General features: G+C 74.8%; 16 protein-coding genes and 1 pseudogene. 5 read left to right on the top strand and 12 right to left on the bottom strand.

The genetic code is table 11. The annotated features are described in order from the left end of the window. Window positions 1-11 precede the first annotated feature (11 nt). The gene (locus IEY94_RS18650) at window positions 12-1,067 is read right to left on the bottom strand and encodes a calcium:cation antiporter (RefSeq protein ID WP_229784261.1); all 1,056 of its coding nucleotides are present in this window, start codon (window positions 1,065-1,067) and stop codon (window positions 12-14) included. A 344-nt stretch (window positions 1,068-1,411) separates the two neighbouring features. Between IEY94_RS18650 and IEY94_RS18655 the strand changes: the two genes are divergently transcribed. Further along, entirely contained in the window at window positions 1,412-2,359 is a 948-nt protein-coding gene (locus tag IEY94_RS18655) for an NAD-dependent epimerase/dehydratase family protein (RefSeq protein ID WP_189171517.1), read from the top strand. Window positions 2,360-2,433: 74 nt separating this feature from the next. On the opposite strand, the gene IEY94_RS18660 is transcribed toward IEY94_RS18655, so the two are convergent. Both IEY94_RS18660 and IEY94_RS18665 read right to left on the bottom strand, forming a co-directional pair. Then, window positions 2,434-4,683, bottom strand: a complete 2,250-nt coding sequence (locus tag IEY94_RS18660; RefSeq protein ID WP_189171518.1) for a penicillin acylase family protein — start codon at window positions 4,681-4,683, stop codon at window positions 2,434-2,436. A gap of 281 nt (window positions 4,684-4,964) precedes the next feature. Next, window positions 4,965-6,191 carry a S8 family peptidase gene (locus IEY94_RS18665; protein ID WP_189171519.1) on the bottom strand — a complete coding sequence of 409 codons (1,227 nt, stop codon included), beginning with the start codon at window positions 6,189-6,191 and terminating at the stop codon, window positions 4,965-4,967. 480 nt (window positions 6,192-6,671) lie between these two features. On the opposite strand from IEY94_RS18665, the gene IEY94_RS18670 reads away from it, so the two are divergent. Further along, a complete protein-coding gene (locus IEY94_RS18670; RefSeq protein ID WP_229784248.1) occupies window positions 6,672-9,773 on the top strand; it encodes a M14 family metallopeptidase in 3,102 nt (1,033 codons plus the stop codon). Window positions 9,774-9,821: 48 nt separating this feature from the next. Here the strand turns inward: IEY94_RS18670 and IEY94_RS18675 are convergent, their stop codons facing one another. Both IEY94_RS18675 and IEY94_RS18680 read right to left on the bottom strand, forming a co-directional pair. Then, entirely contained in the window at window positions 9,822-10,331 is a 510-nt protein-coding gene (locus IEY94_RS18675) for a hypothetical protein (protein WP_189171520.1), read from the bottom strand. Between the two features lie 373 nt (window positions 10,332-10,704). Further along, on the bottom strand, window positions 10,705-11,373 hold the full coding sequence (locus IEY94_RS18680; protein ID WP_189171521.1) for a hypothetical protein: 669 nt from the start codon (window positions 11,371-11,373) through the stop codon (window positions 10,705-10,707). A gap of 643 nt (window positions 11,374-12,016) precedes the next feature. Here IEY94_RS18680 and IEY94_RS18685 point away from each other — a divergent pair. After that, entirely contained in the window at window positions 12,017-12,661 is a 645-nt protein-coding gene (locus IEY94_RS18685; protein WP_189171522.1) for a DUF4352 domain-containing protein, read from the top strand. Window positions 12,662-13,017: 356 nt separating this feature from the next. Continuing rightward, window positions 13,018-13,548, top strand: coding sequence for a hypothetical protein (locus tag IEY94_RS18690; protein ID WP_189171523.1), 531 nt, complete (start codon window positions 13,018-13,020; stop codon window positions 13,546-13,548). 66 nt (window positions 13,549-13,614) lie between these two features. On the opposite strand, the gene IEY94_RS23690 is transcribed toward IEY94_RS18690, so the two are convergent. Both IEY94_RS23690 and IEY94_RS18705 read right to left on the bottom strand, forming a co-directional pair. Then, window positions 13,615-14,649 (bottom strand): CBS domain-containing protein, encoded by a 1,035-nt coding sequence (locus tag IEY94_RS23690; RefSeq protein WP_229784249.1) that lies wholly within the window; start codon window positions 14,647-14,649, stop codon window positions 13,615-13,617. A 288-nt stretch (window positions 14,650-14,937) separates the two neighbouring features. Next, window positions 14,938-15,278 (bottom strand): annotated as a pseudogene (locus IEY94_RS18705) (ATPase); the annotation flags it as partial. A gap of 607 nt (window positions 15,279-15,885) precedes the next feature. On the opposite strand from IEY94_RS18705, the gene IEY94_RS18710 reads away from it, so the two are divergent. Beyond that, entirely contained in the window at window positions 15,886-16,809 is a 924-nt protein-coding gene (locus tag IEY94_RS18710; protein WP_189171525.1) for a LysR family transcriptional regulator, read from the top strand. A 47-nt stretch (window positions 16,810-16,856) separates the two neighbouring features. Here the strand turns inward: IEY94_RS18710 and IEY94_RS18715 are convergent, their stop codons facing one another. From IEY94_RS18715 to IEY94_RS18735, 5 genes are all read right to left on the bottom strand, one after another. Further along, a complete protein-coding gene (locus tag IEY94_RS18715; RefSeq protein WP_189171526.1) occupies window positions 16,857-17,840 on the bottom strand; it encodes a LysR family transcriptional regulator in 984 nt (327 codons plus the stop codon). Window positions 17,841-17,997: 157 nt separating this feature from the next. After that, a complete protein-coding gene (locus IEY94_RS18720; protein WP_189171527.1) occupies window positions 17,998-18,702 on the bottom strand; it encodes a hypothetical protein in 705 nt (234 codons plus the stop codon). A 171-nt stretch (window positions 18,703-18,873) separates the two neighbouring features. Beyond that, window positions 18,874-19,359 (bottom strand): SRPBCC family protein, encoded by a 486-nt coding sequence (locus IEY94_RS18725; RefSeq protein WP_189171528.1) that lies wholly within the window; start codon window positions 19,357-19,359, stop codon window positions 18,874-18,876. Between the two features lie 3 nt (window positions 19,360-19,362). Continuing rightward, window positions 19,363-19,704 (bottom strand): ArsR/SmtB family transcription factor, encoded by a 342-nt coding sequence (locus IEY94_RS18730; RefSeq protein WP_189171529.1) that lies wholly within the window; start codon window positions 19,702-19,704, stop codon window positions 19,363-19,365. 56 nt (window positions 19,705-19,760) lie between these two features. Next, a complete protein-coding gene (locus tag IEY94_RS18735) occupies window positions 19,761-20,855 on the bottom strand; it encodes an aminotransferase class V-fold PLP-dependent enzyme (protein ID WP_189171530.1) in 1,095 nt (364 codons plus the stop codon). Window positions 20,856-20,858 lie beyond the last annotated feature (3 nt).

Below are 20,858 nucleotides of genomic sequence, written 5' to 3' on the forward strand. Positions count from 1 at the left end.
CCGTCCGGAAATCAGGGGTTGGCGGCCAGGAACAGGAACGACGCGCAGATCGCCAGGTGCACCGTGGCCTGGAGGACCGTCGCCCGCCCCGGCATGACCGTCAGCACGCCCACGCCCGCGGTGAGCCCGAGCAGGACGATCTGCGTCGGGCCGAGCCCGAGCAGCAGCGGGCCGTCCAGCCACAGCGACGCCACGGCGATGGCGGGAATGGTCAGGCCGATGCTGGCCATCGCCGAGCCCAGCGCCAGGTTGAGGCTGATCTGGGTGCGGTCCCGGCGGGCGTTGCGGACCGCGGCGATCGTCTCCGGCAGCAGGATCAGCAGCGCGATCACCACGCCGACCACCGCGTGCGGGAGGCCGAAGTCGGCGACCGCGGCCTCGATCGTCGGCGACTCGACCTTGGCCAGCCCGACCACCGCCACCAGCGCCGCGACCAGCAGCAGCAGGCTGACCACCGCCTCCCGGGCGCTGGGGGTCTCCGCCGCCCCCTCGTCGGGCTCGGGCGGCTCGCCGTCGGCGGACAGCGCGTGCCGGCCGCCGGTGACCGGCAGGAAGTAGGCCCGGTGGCGGACGTTCTGCACGACCACGAACAGCCCGTACAGCACGATCGACGCCACCGCGGCGAACGCGAGCTGCGCGCCGCTGAACCGCGGGCCCGGGGTGCTCGTGGTGAAGCTGGGCAGCACGAGGCACAGCGTGGCCAGGGTCAGTACGGTCGCCAGCGCGGCGCCGGTGCCCTCGGGGTTGAACACGGCGACCCGCCGCCGCACCGCCCCGACCAGCAGCGACAGGCCGACGATCCCGTTACAGGTGATCATGATCGCGGCGAACACGGTGTCCCAGGCCAGCGACGCCGTGGTCGGCCCGCCGGAGACCATCAGCGCGATGATCAGGCCCACCTCGATGACCGTGACCGCCACCGCCAGGATCAGCGACCCGAACGGCTCGCCGACCCGGTGCGCGACCACCTCGGCGTGGTGCACCGCGGCCAGCACCGAGCCGGCCAGCAGCAGGACGACGACGACCTCCACCGCGGCCGGCAGGCCCCGCCCCCACACCGCCATCATGGCGGCCAGGGCGACGAGCGGGACGACCTGCCCCGCGCGCTGCAGGACGGTCCGGGAATCCACGGCGATCGAGGGCGGCAACGGCGGTCCTTCCATGGGTCGGCGTCGCTACCAACCTACCCGGGCCGCCCGGGCGCGGTGGGCGCTTCGCCGCCGCCTGCCCGATCCCCCGGCCGCCGGCTCCCGTGTGGAGCGGTGGTCCGGCCGGGGTCAGTAGGATCGGGCCCGACGGGGCGTCGCCCGCCCGAGCCGGCGGCGCACCACCCGGCGGGGCCGGTCCCGGGACCGGCCCGCGCGGCGGCCCGCGCCGTCGCCCGGCCGGGGGTCGCACCGGGGAGGTACGGATGAGGGTCTTCGTCGCCGGCGCGACCGGTGTGCTCGGCCGGCAGCTCGCGCCGCTGCTCGCGGCCGCGGGCCACGAGGCGGTCGGCCTGGCCCGTTCGCGCGCCCGGGCGGCCGATTGGGAGGCCGTCGGCGGCACGCTGGTCACCGCGGACGCGCTGGACCGCGGGGCGCTGCTCGCCGCCGTCCGCGCGGCCGCCCCCGACACGGTCGTCCACCTGCTCACGGCCATCCCCGCCGACGCCGACCCGAAGCGGCTGGCGCGGGTGTTCGGGCCGACGAACCGGCTCCGGACCGAGGGCACCCGCAACCTGCTGGCCGCCGCCGAGCAGGCGGGCGTCGAGCGGGTCGTGGTGCAGAGCGTGGCGTTCGCGTACGACCCGGCCGGGTCCGGGCCCGCCGACGAGGACGTGCCGTTCTGGCCGCGCCCGCCGGCGCAGTTCGCCCCCGTCCTGGACGCGCTGCGGGAGCTGGAGCGGCTCGCCGCCGGCGCGGGCGCGCTGGTGCTGCGCCTCGGCCACCTGTACGGGCCGGGGACGATGTTCGACCCGGCCGGCGGTTTCGTCGCGCGGATCCGGGCGAACCGGGTGCCGGTGGTCGGGCGGGGCGCGTCCGTGCTGTCGTTCACGCACGTCCGGGACGCCGCCCGGGCGATCGTCCGGGGCCTGGCCGCCGACCACCGCGGCCCGCTGAACATCGTGGACGACGACCCGGTCACCATGGCCGAGTGGCTGCCGTACGCCGCGCACCTGGTGGGCGCCGCGCCGCCGCGGCGGGTGCCGGCGCTGCTGGCCCGGCTGGTCGCCGGCGGCTGGGGCGTGGCGTTCATGAACGAGCTGCGCGGCGCCGCGAACGGCCGGGCGGCGGACGCGATCGGCTGGCGGCCGGCGTACCCGTCGTGGCGGCCGGTGCTCGCCGGCGAGCTGCGCGGCGGTACCCCCGCGCGCTGACGCCCGCCGTTCACGGCGCCCGGGCCGCACCGGGGCGCGGCGGGCCGGGTCCGCCCGCCGCGCCCCGCTCGCGGTCACCGGCCGCGGTACGGCCCGTCGGCGCCGGGGGCGTACCGGCGGGCGACGTGCCCGGCCAGCTCGTCCGGGTGGAACAGGACCGGCCGCAGGTCCCCGGCGGCGTACCGGGCGGCCTGGTCGGTGAAGTGCGGCGAGGTCGGGTTCCCGCTCGCCCCGCCCGCGGTGATCGCCCTGGCGCGGACCCGCGGCCCGAACTCCACCACCGCGACGAAGCTGTTGCCGCTGGTCCCGTAGTAGTTCTTGGTCCCCGGCCACTGCTTCGCCCCGAACGACGCCAGCGACCCCCACTGGGCCGAGGTGAACGGCACCGGGATGCTCGGCTTGGCGTCGTCGAACTTCTGCACGATCGCCCCGTCGTTGCGCTGGAACCGGTTGATCCGGCCCCACGGCACCCGCCAGTCGCCGAAGTCGCGGGTCAGCCGCTCGGTGGCGGCGGTCAGCGCGGCGAGGCGCTGGGTGTCGGTGGCCCGGTCGGCGATGTAGTCCCAGACGGACACCCCGGCCTCGCGGGCGGCGGCGACCACCTGCACCCAGATCGCCTCGCCCCAGAACACGGCGAGCGAGGTCGCGGTGGAGTCGGCCGACCAGCGGTGGTCCCAGTCGCGCAGCAGCGCGGTCGGCCCGGCCAGCGCGGCCTTCCGCGGGTCGTCGCCGGGCAGCCGGTCCCAGGCCGCGGCGAGGCCGGGCCCGAACCGGGCGAAGGCGGTCAGGTACGGGTCGTACGCCGCCGCCGTCAGCGATTCCGGCGTGAAGTCGCGACGGGCCTCCAGCACCCGGATGGCCTGCGGGCCGCGCGGGTTCTCGCCGGCCTGGTCGAGGTACCGCGGGTGGTCGGCGGCCTTCGGGCTGTCCGGGCCGGCGGCCGTCCACGGCCAGTTGTTGGTGTTGAACACCCAGTCGGTGCGCGGGTTGACCGCCCGCGGCAGGCTGGCCAGGCTGTGCAGGCCGCGCCAGTCGGTCGCCGGGTCGCTGCCGTCGACCGGCCGCCGGTAGTCGAACCGGTTGTCGCGGACCGGCATGAACTGCGGCATGAGGAACGCGATCCCGCCGTCGGCGTCGGCGAAGACGGTGTTGTTGGAGCTGTTGGCGCGCAGCCGGGCGACGTCCAGGAAGCTGGCGTAGTCGGTGGCCTTGGTCCGCAGGAAGCTCTGCTGCAACGCCTCGACCGGGCGGTTCATCAGGGCGAAAGCGATCCACCGCCCGTCGGCCTCGCGGACGATCGGCCCGTGGTGGGTGGCGTACGTGGTGACGGTGCGCTGGGCCAGCCGCCCGTCGGCGGTCCGGTAGGACAGCGTGACCGGCTTGGTGGTGACCGGCCGCAGGGCGTCGCCGTACCGGTAGGACAGGCGGCCGTCCGCGCCGGGCACGACCGTCTCGGCGAACTCGTCGACGTTGTCGGCGCCGCTGGAGGTGTGCATCCAGCCGGCGCGCGCGTTGAAGCCCTGGTAGATGAAGAACTGGCCCCAGGTCGCGGCGCCGTAGACGTTGAGCCCCTCGCCGCTGGTCACCTGCTGCTCGGAGCGGAAGAAGAAGCTGGTGTGCGGGTTGATCAGCAGCAGCGCGTGGCCGTCGCGGGTGCGCGGCGGGGCGACCGCGAAGCCGTTGGAGCCGCTCGGCTCGGCGTACCGCAGGCCGCGCTCCTCGTCGGTCATCGGCACCGGGCGCTTGGCGTAGAACGCCTCGAGCTGGCTGAGCGGCACCCGCTCGATGTCGCCGCCGATGCTGCCCTCGGAGAAGCTGAGCGCCATCCACGGCTCGAACCGCTGGAGCACCCGCGGCCGCACCTCGGGGTGGGTGGCGAGGTAGTGGTTGAGCCCGTCCGCCCAGGCCCGGGTCAGCGTGCGCAGCCACTCGGGGCTGTCCGCGTGCAGGGCCCTGAGCTGCTCGGGATCGACGAACAGCCGCTGCCGCAGGTCCTGCCAGATCGCCCCCTCGCCCTCGGCCTCGGCGAGCCGGCCGAGGCTGACCAGGTAGTTCTGCTCGATCCGGGGGAAGTCGTCCTCGGCCTGGGCGTACATCATCCCGAACACCGCGTCGGCGTCGGTGGCGCCGGCGACGTGCGCGATGCCCCAGTCGTCGCGGGTGATCGTCACGTTCGCCGCGTGCGCCCGCCAGCGGGCGGCCTCGGTGCCGGGCGGGGCGGCGCCGGCGCCGGCCGGCAGGCCGAGGGCCGCGGCCAGGGCCGCGACGACCGCGGCGCCGAGCGCGCGGCGGCCGGGCGATGCCGGGTGCCGTACCTGGGTCATGGGTGGTCCACCTTCCTCGATCGACGGCTCGGGCGGGCCGCGGGCGCGCGCGGCCGGGACGCCGGTGCCCCGGTGCGGGCCGGGGCCGATCAAGGGAGCAGGGCGGTGCAGGGTGGCGCGGTCGCCGGACGTCCCGCCGCCACCATAGGGCACCGTGGATGCGTCCGGAACCGTCCCGACCGGACGATCCGGCCGCGGACGCGCGCCGGCCGGGTGGGCGGCTGCTGCCGCACCACCCGGCCGGGTCGTGCCGGTGGGCGCCCTGCCGGAGCGCCCGCCGCTTACCGGGCCGCCGCGGGCGGGCCGGTGTAGAGCAGGACGTTCGGCGAGCCGGAGCCGACGTTGGTCAGCTTGTCCTTGATGCCGTTGGTGCTGACCAGCGCCTCCCGCACCTGCTGCGGCGTGGCGTCGCGGTTGGCCGCCAGGTACAGCGCGGCGGCGCCGGCCACGTGGGGCGAGGCCATCGACGTACCGGTCATCGTCGCGCTGCCGGTGTCGCTGCTGTGCGACGCCGAGACGATGTTCCGGCCCGGCGCGAAGATGTCCAGGCAGCGGCCGTAGTTGCTGGGGCCGGGGCTGCCGGTCCAGCGCGAGTCGTTCGGGTCGCTGTTGCCCACGGTGATCGCGAGCGGCTCCCGGGCCGGGCTGAACCCGCAGGCGTCGCCGCCGTTGTTGCCGGCCGCGAGCGCGTACGTCACCCCCGCGCCGATGGACTTGCGGACGGCGCTCTCCAGGGCCGCCTGGGTGCCGTTGCCGCCGAGGCTCATGTTCGCGACGGCGGGCTTGGCGGCGTTGCCGGTGACCCAGTCGACGCCCTTGGTGATGGTGTCCCAGGGCCCGCTGCCCTGGCAGTCCAGCACCCGGACCGCGACGATCTTGGCCTGCTTGGCCACGCCGAACGTCGTGCCCGCGGCGGTGCCGGCGACGTGCGTGCCGTGCCCGTTGCAGTCGCTGGCGTCGGCGTCGTTGTCGATGAAGTCGCGGCCCGAGGAGATCCGGCCGGTGAAGTCCTTGTGGGTCAGCCGCGCGCCGGTGTCCAGGATGTAGACGGTCACCCCGCTGCTGCTGGCGTACGTGTACTTCTTGTCCAGCGGGAGCGCCCGCTGGTCGATCCGGTCGATGCCCCAGGACGGCGGGTCGTTCTGGGTCTCGGTGATGTGGGCCATGCCGACCTGCTCGACCGAGGCGACCCGGGCGTCGGCCGCGAGCTGCCGCGCCCGCCGCTCGGGCATGGTGACCGAGAAGCCGCGCAGCGCGTGCTCGTAGGTGTAGCGGATCTCGCCGCCGTACCGGCGGGCGAGGTCGGCGGCGCTGCTGGCGACCAGGCTGTTCTCGTCGGCGAGGGTGACGATGTACCGGTCCGGGATGGCGTCGGCGATGCCGTGGATGACGCCCTCGGCGTGGGCCGGCGCGGCGAGGCCGAGGGCGGCGATCGTCGCGGCGGCGGTGGCGGTGCCGATCGCCGCGGCGGCGAGGCGGCGGTGCGGGGTAAGGGGTGCGCGTCGCAAGACTGGGCTCCATTTCGCTGGGGTAGCGAGGGTGGGGGTGGAACGGGCCCGGGGTCGCTGTCGGCCGGCGCCGGGTCGGGGATACCCGGCGATTGACGAACATCAATAGTTCCTCGGGTTTGGCAGATTAACCCGGCCGACCCCGCCCGGACCTTGCTGCTTTCCGACAATGACGGAAAGCAGCAACTCGCGGCCGCCGGGAATGCTGGCGCGATGGTGGGGTATCAGGGGTTTTGCGAAAGGCGTTATTCGGCGTCGATAGCCGTTTGCGCCGAGTACGGCGAAACACAGCGAACCGGGCGCTCTCCCGGCGTCATCCCGTCCGACCCTTCTCGTCCCGGACCGGTCCGGCGGCCCGCGCGCGACCGGCCCCGCGGCGGGCGGCCCGGCCGGGCCCGCGCCCGCCGGCCACCGGGACCGCATTGACAGCCGTCGCCCGGGCGAAGAGGCTGCGGACACCACCTCTCGTCGAGGAGACACATGAGACGGACACTACTGTCGATGGTCACGGCGCTCGGCCTCACCCTGGCCGGGGTACCCGCCCCGGCCGCCGCGGCGCCCGACCCCGCGGACCGGCTCCGGGTGTACACCGGAACCCTCTCGCCGACCCAGCTCGCCGCGGTGCACGCCGCCGGCGTGGACCGCGAGGAACTCCAGACCGCCCCCCGCGCCGACGGCCGCACCGCCGTCGAGGCGATCCTCACCGCCGACCAGGTCGAGGCGCTGCGCCGGGCCGGCGTACCGCTCGCCCCGAAGCTGATCCGCGGGCGCAGCGCCGACACGGCCATGGAGCAGCAGCGGCGCGATGGCGACAAGGTCTTCCGCCCGTACAGCGGCGCCGGCGGGCTGCGCGAGGAGCTGGCCGGCATCGCCGCCCGCAACCCCGGGCTGACCACCCTGCGCACGATCGGCCACTCGGTCAACGGCAAGCCGATCCAGGCGCTGCGGATCACCAAGGACGCCGGCCACGTCGCCGACGGCACCCGCCCGTCGGTGCTGTACGCCGGCGGCCAGCACGCCCGCGAGTGGATCACGCCGGAGATGAACCGCCGGCTCATCCACCACGTGCTCGGCGGGTACGGCACCAACGACCTGCTGACCACGCTGGTCGACACCACCGAGCTGTGGTTCATCCCGGTGCTCAACCCCGACGGCTACGACTTCACGTTCACCGAGGGCAAGCGCCTGTGGCGCAAGAACCTGCGGGACACCAACCACGACGGCCGGATCGCCGCCGGCGACGGCGTCGATCCCAACCGCAACTATGGGCACCGCTGGGGGTACGACAACGAGGGCTCCTCGCCGCACCCGAGCAGCGAGACGTACCGGGGCGCCGGGCCGAACTCCGAGCCGGAGTCGCAGGCGCTCGACGCGCTCGCCCGCCGGGTCGACTTCCGGTTCTTCGTCAACTACCACTCGGCCGCCGAGCTGCTGCTGTACGGCACCGGCTGGCAGGTCACCACGCCCAGCCCCGACGACGTGATCGGCGAGGCGCTGGCCGGCGACGACGCCTTCCCGGCGGTGCCGGGCTACGACCCGGACCTGAGCGCCGAGCTGTACACCACCAACGGCGACACCGACACGTACCTCGGCGAGAAGTACGGCGCCTACGGCTTCACCCCGGAGATGTCGACCTGCGCCACCGCGTCCGGCTGGATCGACGACGACCAGTGGCGGCCCGAGGACTGCGCCAGCGGCTTCAACTTCCCGGACGACGAGACGCTGATCGCGATGGAGTTCCGCAAGAACGTGCCGTTCGCGCTCTCCCTGGCGCAGTCGGCCGCCGACCCCGCGGACCCGGTCTCGTCGATCGGCCGGCACACCCCCGACCTGGTCGCGGACCCGTTCCCCGTCGCGTACGGCGGCACCCAGCCGGTCGCCGTGACCGCGCGCAAGTCGCTGCACGGGGTCAAGCTGCGGTACCGGATCAACGGCGGCCCGCAGCAGACGGCGAGCACCGCGCAGTGGGCCGGCGGCGAGCGGTACGGCGACGAGGGCACCCAGTGGTACGCCGAACGGCGCGGCCGGGTCACCGGCGCGAAGCCCGGCGACCGGGTGCAGGCGTGGTTCACCGCCACGAAGCGGGTCGGCAGCACCGACCGGGCGGTGGCCAGTGACCGGTTCACCTACCGGGTGCACGACGCGATCGGCGGCGACGTGCTGGTGCTCGCCACCGAGGACGTCACCGGCGAGGCGCCGAAGCAGACCGGGACCGCGGCCAAGTACGCCGGCGTCCACGTCGAGGCGCTCAAGCGGGCCGGGTACCGGCCGGACGTGTACGACTTCGACGCCCATGGCCGGCGCGCCCCGCACCCGCTCGGCGTGCTGTCGCACTACCGCGCGGTGGTCTGGGAGACCGGCGACGACGAGGTCATCCGCAACCCCGGCCAGCCCGCCGGCACCGCCGCCCGGGCGGCGCTCGACACCGAGCTGGCCGTCCGCGACTACCTCAACGAGGGCGGCAGGCTGGTCCTCGGCGGCCAGCATGCGCTGCGCGCGCAGGGCACCGGCGAGAACGCCAGCTACGACCCGTCCGGGACAGCCGACTGCCGGACCCCGCGGGTGGCGCCCTGCCTGGAGCTGTCCGACGACTTCCTCCAGTACTACCTCGGCGCGTACCGGTACCTGGACGACGCCGGCCGCGCCGGCGAGGGCGCGCTGCACCCGGTGGCCGGCGTGGCCGGCGGCCCGTTCGCCGGGCTGTCCGGGGCGCTGAACGGGCCGGGCTCGGCGGGCAACCAGAAGCACTCGGCCGGCTTCCTGCTGACCCCGGGCTTCCTGCCGCCGGACAAGTTCCCGCAGTTCGCGGCGGCGCCCGGGATGAGCTGGCAGCGGCCCGGCGGCGGCCCGTTCACCCCGTACGACGGCGAGTACCACGCCGGCGTCCTCGGCGTCGGCCAGGCCTACCAGCGGCTGAGCCGCACGGTCGACCTGACCGGGGCCACCGCCGGCGAGCTGGCGTTCCGGTTGTCGTACGACACCGAGCCGCGCTACGACTACGTTTTCGTCGAGGCGCACGAGGTCGGCACCGACACCTGGACCACCCTGCCCGAGCGCACCGGGAAGACGAGCACGGACACCGGTCTCGGCTGCAAGGGCAGCATCCAGCGGCTGCACCCGCACGTCCTGCACTACGTCGGCACCGACTGCGCGCCGAAGGGCAGCACCGGCGAGTGGCACGCGGCCAGCGGCAGCTCCGGCGGCTGGCAGCCGATGTCGTTCGACCTGAGCCGGTACGCCGGCAAGCGGGTCGAGCTGTCCATCACGGCCCTCACCGACGGCGGTACCGAGGGCATCGGTGTGTTCGTCGACCGGACCGCGGTCAGCGTGGACGGCCGGGTCGTGGCGGAGACGTCGTTCGAGCAGGACCTCGCCGGCTGGGCGCTGCCGCCGGCGCCGACCGGCTCGCCGAAGAACCCGGCGACGTGGGCGCGGAGCCGGGCGGTGTTCACGGAGGGCGCGGTGGTGACCACGGCCGACTCGGTGTACGCCGGGTTCGGGCTGGAGGGGCTGGGGGCGAAGGAGCGGGACACGTTCCTCGACCGCTCCCTGCGCCACCTGGGCGTACCGCCCGCTCGCTGACATGACGGGAGGGTCGGACGGCGTACCGTCCGACCCTCCCGTCCGGCGTCAGTGGCGGCAGACGTCGGTGTGCGTCGCGATGACGGTGTCCCGGCCGAGGTCCTCCTCGCTCTCGTCGTCGGTGGCGCACTCGGCCGCGGCGTACCCGGCGTTCTGCGCGGAGGCCCGGGCCCGGGCGCGGGCCTGCTCCATCGCCACCCCCGGCCGCCCCTTGGCCGTACCGGTGAAGTACTGCGGCCGGTGCGGGTCGAAGACGCAGTTGATCTTCACTTCGGCGTACCAGCGGGTGGTGGAGATCGGGCCGGCCTTCTGGTCGACCTTGCGGCAGTCCGCGCTGGTGTGCCCGACGGCCTTGGCCTGCTCCCACGCGTCCCGCGCCGCCAGCTCGATGGCGCCGTCGCGGTCGCCGGACTCGCCCTTGCCGACGAAGTCCCCGAACGCCCGCGCGGACGGCGCGGCCGCGGCTCGCGCGTTCGGCGGCGCGGCCGCCGCCGGAATGGCCGCCAGGAGGGTCGAAGCGGCCAGTGCCCCCGCCGCCAGCATCGCCCGTACTCTCATCGTCGTACTCCCCCTTCGATTCGGAACACCGAACGCTATCGGTCCACTTCGCTGTGTCGCGGTTTCACCGCGACGTTCGCGCGCGACCCGCCCGAACCGACAACTGCTCCCCGGTACGGGCGAGCCACCCGAACCGGCGCGATCATTTGCGCTCGGTGCATGGTGGATCCGCGATGCGCATGGGTGCCGCACCGACGCCGGCGGTATGGACCACCCCGGCGGGGATGTGCCGCAAGATCGTGCCGTCAAGGTCAACAAGGCCGCGGCGACCCCGCGGGGAGGCCGGTGGCCGCGCGGCGACACGCTGACCCGACGGACGGCGTTCGCTACCGCGACAGTGTCCGATCCGCTCTGTGGCGCCGCCGGCGGCCGGTCAGCGGCGGGCCGGCGTGCCGACCGCGGGCAGGATCGCCGGCGTACCGGCGGCGACGAGCCGGAACACGCGCGGCTGCGGGGCGAACCACCGGTGCTGCGGGATCCGCCCGTTGGCATCCGCCCGGTACGTCGACAGCGTCACCCAGTCGCCCCCGTCGGCCGGCCGCGACTCCAGCCGCACGGCCGCGCCGGCCCAGCCGGCGAAGCCGTCGCGGTCCGGCGCGTAGGCCCGCACGATGCCGTCGGTGACGACGTGGCGGCCCGTACGCAGGGCCCGCAGCAGGACGCCGGACGCCCGCCGGGCGGTGAACGTCGTCGGCTCCTGCACCCAGGTGGTCTCCAGCGCGTCGCTGGCACCGGCGCCGGTGACCCGCACGGTGCCCGGGGTCCGGGTGTCCGGCCAGGTGATCGTGGCGACGGGGACGCTGTCGGCGAAGCCGAGGAAGGCGGTGCCGCCGGACCAGCGCAGGTTCCAGCCGGCCGACCAGGCGTAGAGGTCGCAGGTGGCGACGGTGCGGGCGGGTACCCGGACCAGGGGGCGGTCGATCCGGACGTCGGCGATCGCGAGGCGCATCCGGCACGGTTCGGCCGCGGCCGCCGGTGGTGGGGCGGCGAGTGGGGCGATGGTGGTGAGTGCCGCGAGAACGGCGGCCCGTGTGCGCTTCATGGCCCACCCCCGGAGTGTGGCGCCGCGGAATCGCGGTCACCGCGACCGAATCAACCGCCAGAGTACGCCCATATTCCGGATGACCCTCGCGAATCGCCCCCCGTCGGAGCATCTCGCAGCACTAGCGTGTCTCCAGCCCCATCGGGTCGGAGTCATGGAAACCCACCGGTCGTCGTCCGCGTGGCGGGCATCGCGCACCGCGGCCCGGCCACGGCGCAATGACCGGGCGCCTCCGCTTGATGCCCTCCGACTCCACGAGCATGATCTCCAATCAACACGTAACCCCTCGTCACGGACTGCCCAGCGCACGAGCACGCGCAGTCGTCGGCCTCCGCCCGACGCATCCTCGTCGGACTTCCGGCAGCTTGGTGGTCGATGTCCAGTCAGGACGGCCGCCGTGCCTGCCACGAATCGTGTGGGTTCAGCAGCCGGCGGTCGCCGTCGTATGCCTGGACGGCGAGGGGGTGCTTCCCGGCTCGTCTTCGATCTTCACGTTGAAGCCGGCCCCGCCCTCACCACCGGCATCCAGCCGATCACACATGCTGCCCTCGGCCGTCCGTCCATAACTGACCACCCAGCCGCAACGCCCCACCTCACCCGATCGTGGGCACGGTGACAGCACCACCCCCACGGAGGTAGCAGCATGCACAATCCGCAGCAGTCACAGCCCACCCCCCACCCGGCACCGCCGCCGCCAGCCAAGAAGAGAAAGACCCCCTGGCTCATCGCCGGCGGCGCCGTACTCGTGCTCTGCTGCGGCGGAGGCATCGTCGCCGCCGCGGTCGGCAGCAACACCGCGGCCACCGACGTGGCCGCACCCACCACCGGCGAAGACGGCACGCCACCAGCCGGCAAGAAGGCCGACAGCGCACCCAAAAAGCAGGGCACGCCGGGCGTCGGCGCGCCGGTGCGCGACGGGAAGTTCGAGTTCGTCATCACTGCCAAGCCGGCCTGCGGAAAGACAACCGTCGGCCCCGAGCTGCTCGCCCAGAAGGCGCAGGGGGTGTACTGCTTCATCCCCGTCAAGGTTCGCAACATAGGCAAGGAGTCCCAGATGTTCACCGGCGCCAATCAGAAGGCGACCGACAGCAAGGGGTTGGAGTTCTCGAACGACACCGGCGCGGAGCTGCTGGCCAACGAGGGCGCGCCGACGTTCTTGAAGGACATCAACCCGGGCAACAGCGTGTCGGGGCGGCTGGTGTTCGACGTGGCGAAGGGCACGACGTTGGTGAAAATCGAACTGCATGACTCGGCGTTCTCGGGCGGGGTGACGGTCGCGCTGGCGTAGCGGTGGCACCGGGTTCGTGGAGGGCACGGCGTTCGAGATCCCCTGGCCCTCCACGTTGTTCGGTGACTCGGCCGACTGGTCGCGCCGATCAACGTTCTCAATACGATCGCATTTCGCAAACGGGCGTACACCTTCAACCGCGCGCCGCGGGGTACTGACCGATGATCGCGGCGCCGGGATCCACCGGGCTCGTCGCGACACGCCCGTCGGGTCGACCCGCACCGGCCGATCGGCTGCTCCGGGCGGACGTCGGTCGATCGGTACGAACGGGTCGGCCGGCGCTCTGGGCGATGTCGGCGCTCGTTGGGCATAGTGAGCCGCCGCGCCGGCCGGCGCCCTCTCGGAGGTGGTGTCCAATGGACCTCAAGCTCATCGAGAAAGCTCTCCGCTTCGCCCACGAGAACGTGGACGGCGCCTCCGTCGGGCAGGCCGTCGACAAGATGGGCATCGACGGGTACATCCGGCGGTGCGCGGTGCTGGCCGGCGTGTCGGGCGGCGCCACCGCCCTCGGCGGGCCGGCGTTCGTGCTGTTGGGCGTGCCGGCGGACCTGGCCAACACCGCGCTTCAGCAGGTCAAGGTGACCATGGCGGTCATCTACCACCGCACCGGCCGGTACCGGGTCTCGTTCGACGAGTTCGTGCGGATCGCCGCGATCTCGCTCGGCATCGAGGCCGCCTATATCGGGGTCGGGATCGTGACCAAGGAGATCGCCAAGCGGCTGACGGCGAAGCTGGCCGGCCGGCTGGTGCCCTTCTTCGGCGCCGCGGTCGGCTTCGGCCTGAACGTCGGCTACATCACGGCGCTGGGCCGGACGCTGCTGGCGCTGGAGGAGCGCGTCTTCCGCGACGAACCGCCACCGCCGGCGCTCGTCCCGGCGATCCCCTGACGCCACCGTCGTCGTACACCGCTGACCCCGGACCGGACGCGGCGTACGGCCCATTCGTGACTCCGGTCAGTCGGCGAGCAGGTCGATGAAGTCCGCCGCCGTCACCACCCCCACCGGCGCGCCGCGGCGGTCGACGACCACCACCGCGTCCGTGCCGGTGCCCCGCATCACCCGGGCCGCGTCCGCGACGCTCACGTCGTGCGTGACGAGCGGGATCTCCGCCGGCAGCAGGTCGGCGACGCTGCGCCGCTCGAACGAACCCGGCGCGCTCGCCCACGCGGCGGCGAGCATCCGGTCGGTCAGGACGCCGCGGCTGGAGCCGTCGGGGCCGATGACGACGAGGTGGTGGTACCCGGTCCGGACCATCGCGCGCAGCGCCCGGTCCAGGGTGTGGCCGGCCGGGACCACCGACGCCGGTGTGCTCATCACCGCCGCGACTGTGCGGACGGATGCCGGTGTCGCCGTGGCCGTGCTCGGTACGCTGATCATGCCGGGTCCTTCCGATCGGCTTCGGTCCGACCAGTGTCGACGGTCGCCGCCGGTGGTCCCAGAGGCGAAAGTCCCCACTCGACCGGGGCGCCGCCTCAGTCGAGCGCGTCGGCGGCGGGGCGGCGACCACCGGCTCGGCCTCGAAGTCGCGGCCGCCGGCGCGCAGCCTGCGGGCGAACGGCCGCTGCGGCGGCAGGTCCCGAGGCTCGCCGGCGGGGCCCGACCCGTCGGGGCTGACGCCGTCGGGGGGGGCGGCGCCGGGATCGCCGCGTACAGCGCGGCCCCGCCCGGCGGCATCGGCCGGGGTGCGCCCGGGACCGGGCGGGCGAGCAGCGCGGGGTCGGTCGCGGACGGCTGGATCGTCACCACCGGCAGGGGGCCGGCGACGGCGAGCGCGAGCCGCAGGTTCAGCAGGGCCGCGCCGCAGGAGAGCTGCGCGCCCCACCGGCCGCCGGGGCCGCCGGGGCAGCGGCGCTCGTCGAGCCGCAGCTCGATCGCGCCGCCGGCCAGCCGGAACCGCCAGGGCTGGCTGTCGTACCCCGAAGGGGCGCGGACGGTGGACTCGACGGCCGCCAGCAGGTCGGCATCCGCGTACGTGGTCGTGGTCGACATCGCTCCCCCTCGCCCGCCGGCCGCTGTCGGACCGATCGATCATGCGCGGCGGTAACGGCCCGGGTCAGGGCCGGACGGCCCCTCCCGGCCGGGACCGGCCCGGGCGGGCGGGACCCTCGGCCCCGTCGGCGGGGCCGGCCGGTGCTGGAAATGAGGCATGATTCGCGTCTTCCTGCCGGATGACCATGAGGTCGCGGCGTTGGACAGCGCCTCGTTGAGCACCGCCACCAGGTCGCCGCGGACCTCCTCGGGGACCACGCTGTCGACCGGGCCGGAGATCCGCAGGGTGGGCGGGAAGCCGAACGAGCGGGGGTGCTGGGTGATGTCCGGCATCCGCACCGGTGCGGCTCGTCGATCAGCAGGCCGAGCACGCCCCGGCCGCGGGGCAGCGCCCCGATCTCCGCGTGCGTCGCCGCGTCGATGCCGTGGGTGATGAACTCGGTCAGCTCGCAGTCCGGCCCGACGATGCCGAGGGCGGCGTACCGGGCGTCGACGAGCGCGCAGGCCGCCTCGGTGATCCGACTCAGGGTGGTCCGCAGATCCAGGCCGGCGCTGATCCCGACGACCGCGCCGAGCAGCGCCCGCAGCCGCTCGCGGCTGGCCACCACGTCGCCGACCCGGTCCAGCATCTCCTGCAGGAGTTCGTCCAGCCGGACGCGCGACAGCGGGGTCGGGCCCAGCGCCGGCGTCCCGCCCAGCACCGGCGGGTCGCCGGTTTCGGCATTCACGCGGCGATCGTAGCCGCGGGGCGGCCGCGCCGCCCCGCGGCCGGGCGGCCTCTGCCCCGGTACGGGTTCAGCCGGACGGGTGGCCGCCGGACGCGGTTGGCGATCGATGGCCGTGGGTACGGCCGGAGTACGCCGTCCTGGTCCGTGACAGCAGACTCCGGGCCCGGCCGAGCCGACAGCGCGGCCCCTCCCTTGTGGAGGGGCTCACGCTTGTGCGAGCTGGGTGGCCCTGCGCGCAGTCGCCGGCGGTCGTACCGATGCGGAACAACGCAGCAAGCCCCATTCCCATTTGCCAATGGACGCGGGGGCACGCGTATCAATACGTTGTATCGACCACGCCGGCGCGGATTTTCCACACAAAACTGTGTAGCCCCCCGGGCATGACACGACGCTACTATGCCGCGCCCCGTGCACACTACGCCGAAATGCGGGGGCGCTATTGCGTACGGTCCGCGAATTCGCCCCGCGGCCACTTACGTCGCGGTACTGATCCGTCGTACGGTGGGGAATGGACCTCGAAGCGCGGCACCTGCGCTACCTCACGGCGATCGACCGCGCCGGCAGCGTCACCCGGGCCGCCGCCGTGCTGGGGCTGTCCCAGCCGGGGCTGAGCACCCAGGTCCGACGCATCGAACAGCACTTCGGCGCCCCGCTGTTCGCCCGCGACGCCCGCGGCACCCGCACCACCGAACTGGGCGGCCTCGTGCTCGCCCAGGCCCGCGACGTCCTCGCCGAGTTCGACGACCTGGCGCGCGCGCTGCGCCGGCACCACCGCCGGCGCGACCGCGCCGACCTCCGGATCGGCGCGCCGCGCGCCGCCGCGGCCGACCTGATGGGCGACGTGCTGGAGGCCGCCGGCCTCGCCGGCGCGGCGACCACCACCGTCGTCGGCGACCGCGCGGCGGCGCTGGCCGCCCTCCGCGACGGCGAGCTGGACCTGCTCCTGCACACCGACCACCCCGGCCGCGAGTACGCCCCGCCGCCGGACGTCGGGCTGACCGCCGTCGGCGACGAACCGGTCCTGGTGGTGCTGCCGCCGGGGCACCCCGCCGCCGACGCGCCGGGCCCGGTCGAGCCGGCCGCGCTGGCCGGGGCGCCGCTGCTGGTGTCCGCCGACGACGAGGAGTTCCTCCTGCACGTCGTCGACGGCTGCCACCGCGCGGGCATCGGCCCGGTCGCCGCCTGCCCCGCCGACCCCGCGGTACTGGGCGCGCTGTTGCAGGACGGGCAGTCGGTGCTGCTGGTCCCGGCGCTGGACCGCCGGGCCGTGCTGCCGGGCGCGGCCCGGCCGCTGCGCGGCGCGCCGCTGCGCCTGCGCCACCTGCTGCTGTGGGCCGGCGAGGGCGACAGCAGCCGGCTGGCCGACCTCCGGGCGGCCCTGGCCGACGCGTACCGGGACCTCGTCGCGAACCGGGTCCGGCTCGCCGACTGAGACCCGGCCGCCGCCGGCCCGGCCGATCCGCCTCGGCGCGCGGCCGGTCAGGCCAGCGGATCGTGCTCGTCGCCGCGGCGGGCGGGGCTGCTCCGCCACCGGCGGTTTCGCCGCAGCCAGGACCGGTACAGCGGCAACTGCTCCGCCGCGCCGCGCACGCCGTCGACCAGCTCCGCCCACAGCAGGTCGATGTCGGTGTCGGCCAGCGGCCCGTCCTCGGCCCAGAACAGGCTCGTCGCCGCCCGCAGCGGCGCGCCGGCCAGCGGCAGCACGGCGATGCCGGGCTGCTCCCTGGCGGCGGCCTGGGTCAGCATGGCGATGCTGCCGTCGCGGACCAGCGACCACGCCTCGGCCGCCCCCACCTCCCGGATGCGGACCTCGAAGCCGGCCCCCCGGCACACCCCGGCCACGTACCGCTCCCACTCCGACGTCGGCGAGGCGACGCTGCCGCACGTCTCGCCGGCCAGCTCGGTCAGCGGCACCTCGGTCCGGTCGGCGAGCCGGTGGTCGGCGGCGACGGCGACGAAGATCGGCTCCACGGCGACCACCGCCCGGGCCACGCCGGCCGGCAGCCGGTACGCCAGGCCGGGGAACTCCAGCAGCAGCGCGACGTCGAGCCGGCGCGCGACGAGCTGGTCCAGCCAGACCGCGTCGTGGCTGCCGATGCGCAGCTCGACCGACCGGTTCAGCGCCCGGTACACCGCCAGCGGCAGCGCGGACACGACCAGGCTCGGATTGCTGTTGACCCGCAGCAGCCCCGACGAGGGGGCCTGGTCGGGGGCCATCGCCTCCAGCCGGCCGAACGCGGCGAGCACCCGGCGGGCGTGGGTGAGGACGAGCCGCCCCAGCTCGGTCGGGGCCGCCGGCTCGTCCGCCGGGTCGAACAGCCGGCCGCCGGCGGCGCGCTCGGCGCGCCCCAGCACCTCGACGACCGCCGCCCGGGTCAGCCCGAGCGCGCGCGCCGCGGCGGCGGGCGAGCCCTTCTCGGCGATCGCCCGCACGACCCGCAACTGCCGGACGCCCAATTCCATCCCGGCACCATACCGGTCCGCCGGAACGGGGCTGACCAGCCAAAACGCCAGCGATACGATCGTTCGGCAGGTCAGGCGGGCTGCCGGCTCCCCGGAACCGACCGAGACGTCGGGTTTCGCGGGTCACGCCGCCGCGGCCGGGCGGGTGCGGCGGCGGTCACGGCGGCGGCATGCCCGGTGGCCCGGGGGCCGGCCCGTTGCCGTACCGGCTGCGGACGACGGCTCCGGCCACCCCGTGCGCGATCCGCTGCCCGAAGAAGTCGAGGAAGACGTTCACCACCACGCTGACCAGCGCGGCGGCGAGTACCGCCAGCACCAGCCAGAACCCGAACCGCACGTGCAGCATGGACTCGGCCACGTCCCGGGTCAGCCGGAACCCGACGTTCGCGCCCTGGTTCCGGACCATGGAATCCACCAGCGTCGACTCGAACGACAGCACCGCCGCGGTGGCGGCCGCGGCCGCCACGACGACCGCACCGGCGGTCAGGGCGGCCAGCCCGGCCCGCCAGCCCGGCCGCAGCGAGTCCACGGCCGCCGGGAGGACGCTCAGCACGATGGCCGCGAGAATGGCCGCGAGCGCGAGCCGGGCCAGGGCGCCGGGCATCGCCTCCGCCAGCGTCGACCGCCCGGCGGAGCCCTGCGGTTCCGGCTCGCCGTCCTGCTGCCCGGTGCTGCCGCCCGCGAAGATTCCCGACCGCTCCACGGCCGGCTCCCCGATCCCGGCCATGTTGACGCCGGAGACGGTCGCGCTGACCGACCCGCCGGGGCCCTCGCAGGAGGCGGTGACGAACGGCAGCGCGAAGCACATGGCCGCGAGGAACAGCCCGGCGGGCGTGAGCAGTCTGCGGGCGAGCGTCACCATGGCGGGAATCCGTTCTGCCGTACGCGGGAGCGCGACCGGGCCATTCCCGACCCGGCCGCGACCATGCTATTCCCGGCCGGGCCCGGCGTCCGGTTCTCCCGGACGTGTGCCCGGCCGCGCAGCGGCCCGAGCGGCCGGGACCGGGGCGAGCAGCCCCGGCCCCGGTGCCGATCAGCGGGCGAGCAGCTCGTCGATCTGGTTGATCGCCTGGCTGGCGCCCTCCACGATGCCCATGTCCAGCACCTGCTGGAGTGCTTCGGCCGACTCGTACGTGCCCACGTACGTCGCCCGGGTGCCGCCGTCGTGCGCGGCGAAGGCGTAGACGTTCCGGGACACCGGCAGCTTCGGGTTCGGCGTGAAGTCCAGGTCGGCGAAGCCGTCCTCGAACGTGAAGCCCGCCGGCTCGTCGACGCTGTCGACCAGCCAGTACCCGGCGTGCTTGTCGCCCTCCGGGCCGGTCATGTAGTAGTTCACCCGGCCGCCGGGCGTGAGGTCGTGGTCGACCACCGTGGCGGGGTAGGTCGGCGGGCCCCACACCTTCTCGAGCTGGCGCGGGTCGGCGTACACCTGCCAGACCCGCGCCACGGGCGCGGCGAAGTCGGCGGTGATGGTCAGGGTCAGGTTGTCGAGATCCTGCTTGACGTCGGTTACCGGCACGGTTCAGTCCTCCAGGTCGAATTCTGCTGCTATGAGTGCGTCGATGCGGGCGATACGGCCGCGCCAGCTCTGCTCCAGTTCGCCGAGCATGGCCGCCACCGACCGCACCGCTGCCACGTCGCCGCTGGCCAACTGCTCGCGACCACTGCGTCGCTTGGTCAGCAGGCCGGCCCGTTCGAGCACGGCGACGTGCTTCTGTACCGCGGCGAAGCTCATGTCGTACTCCGCCGCCAGCGCGGACACCGAGTGCTCCCCGGCCAGCACCCGGCGCAGGATGTCGCGCCTGGTGCGGTCGGCGAGCGCGTGGAACAGGGCATCCGCCCGGTCGGCACTCTCCTCGGTCACGGGACTAATATACAACCGATCGGTTGTACGTTGTCAAGCCCCCGGCCGGCAGCGACTCAAACCCGGGCGTGGCCGGCGAGCGCCGCGGCCGCCCGGTCGGCGTCCGCGGCGTCGTTGTGCACGTGGAAGGACAGCCGCAGCCGGCCGGCCCGGACGCTGCCGGTGATGCCCGCCGCGCGCAGCCGGCTCGCCGCGCCGGGCCCCTGGTCCAGGCTGACGATCGGCGAGTCCCCCGGCTCCGCCCCGAGCGCGGCGCGGAACCGGTTCGCCAGGCCGACGGCGTGCGCGTGCAGGGCGTCGATCCCGACGTCGTGCAGCAGGTCCAGGCTCACCTCCTGCGCCGCCCAGGAGAACCAGATCGGCGACACGTCGTACCGGCGCGCGTCGGCGGCCAGGCGCAGCGGCGCGCCGTAGAGGCTGTCGGCCGGGTCCGCGCCGGCGTACCAGTTGGCCGTGTGCGGCAGCGGGTCGGCGGCGCCCGGCGGCGGGACGGTGAGGAAGCAGGTGCCGCGCGGGGCGAGCAGCCACTTGTAGCCGGCGCAGACCGTGTAGTCGAACCGGCCGGCGGCCAGCGGCAGCCAGCCGACCGCCTGGGTGGTGTCCAGCAGCACCCGGGCGCCGGCCGCCGCGGCGGCCGCGGCCAGCCCGTCCAGGTCGGCCACGGCGCCGTCCGCCGACTGGACCGCCGACACCGCCACGAGGTCGGTGCCCGGCCGGACCGCGTCGGCCAGGCGGGCCAGCGGCACCTCGCGCACCCGCACGCCGCGGGCCTGCTGGGCCAGGAACGGGAAGACCAGGCTGGTGAAGTCGCCGGCCGCGAGCAGCACCTCGCCGCCCGCGGGCACGGCCGCGGCCACCAGCCCGGCGAAGACGCTGACGTGGCTGCCGATCGCGACCCGGTCCGCCGGCACGCCGACCAGCTCCGCGTACCGGGACCGGGCGCGGTCGACGCCCGGCTCCGCGTCGGCCGTCCGGAAGTGGCCGGCCTGCACCCGGTCGACCGCCGCCCGCATGGCGGCGAGCGCGCTGTCCGGCAGCAGGCCCATCGAGGCGGTGTTCAGGTACGTGGTCCCCGGCGCGAACCGGGCCCGGAGCGCGGCGAGGCGCGCGGCCGGACCGGCGGCGCGGGACTGATTCCCGTGGTCCGTCATCGC

Source organism: Pilimelia anulata (assembly GCF_014647895.1).
Taxonomy (GTDB): domain Bacteria; phylum Actinomycetota; class Actinomycetes; order Mycobacteriales; family Micromonosporaceae; genus Pilimelia; species Pilimelia anulata.

Bases quoted from the DNA above. Each gene is read 5' to 3' on its own strand.
- IEY94_RS18690 (WP_189171523.1), top strand. From the start codon at position 13,018: ATGGACCTCAAGCTCATCGAGAAAGCTCTCCGCTTCGCCCACGAGAAC.
- IEY94_RS18660 (WP_189171518.1), bottom strand. From the start codon at position 4,683: ATGACCCAGGTACGGCACCCGGCATCGCCCGGCCGCCGCGCGCTCGGC.
- IEY94_RS18715 (WP_189171526.1), bottom strand. From the start codon at position 17,840: ATGGAATTGGGCGTCCGGCAGTTGCGGGTCGTGCGGGCGATCGCCGAG.
- IEY94_RS18655 (WP_189171517.1), top strand. From the start codon at position 1,412: ATGAGGGTCTTCGTCGCCGGCGCGACCGGTGTGCTCGGCCGGCAGCTC.
- IEY94_RS18650 (WP_229784261.1), bottom strand. From the start codon at position 1,067: ATGATGGCGGTGTGGGGGCGGGGCCTGCCGGCCGCGGTGGAGGTCGTC.
- IEY94_RS18675 (WP_189171520.1), bottom strand. From the start codon at position 10,331: ATGAGAGTACGGGCGATGCTGGCGGCGGGGGCACTGGCCGCTTCGACC.
- IEY94_RS18680 (WP_189171521.1), bottom strand. From the start codon at position 11,373: ATGAAGCGCACACGGGCCGCCGTTCTCGCGGCACTCACCACCATCGCC.
- IEY94_RS23690 (WP_229784249.1), bottom strand. From the start codon at position 14,649: ATGTCGACCACGACCACGTACGCGGATGCCGACCTGCTGGCGGCCGTC.
- IEY94_RS18670 (WP_229784248.1), top strand. From the start codon at position 6,672: ATGAGACGGACACTACTGTCGATGGTCACGGCGCTCGGCCTCACCCTG.
- IEY94_RS18735 (WP_189171530.1), bottom strand. From the start codon at position 20,855: ATGACGGACCACGGGAATCAGTCCCGCGCCGCCGGTCCGGCCGCGCGC.
- IEY94_RS18720 (WP_189171527.1), bottom strand. From the start codon at position 18,702: ATGGTGACGCTCGCCCGCAGACTGCTCACGCCCGCCGGGCTGTTCCTC.
- IEY94_RS18685 (WP_189171522.1), top strand. From the start codon at position 12,017: ATGCACAATCCGCAGCAGTCACAGCCCACCCCCCACCCGGCACCGCCG.
- IEY94_RS18710 (WP_189171525.1), top strand. From the start codon at position 15,886: ATGGACCTCGAAGCGCGGCACCTGCGCTACCTCACGGCGATCGACCGC.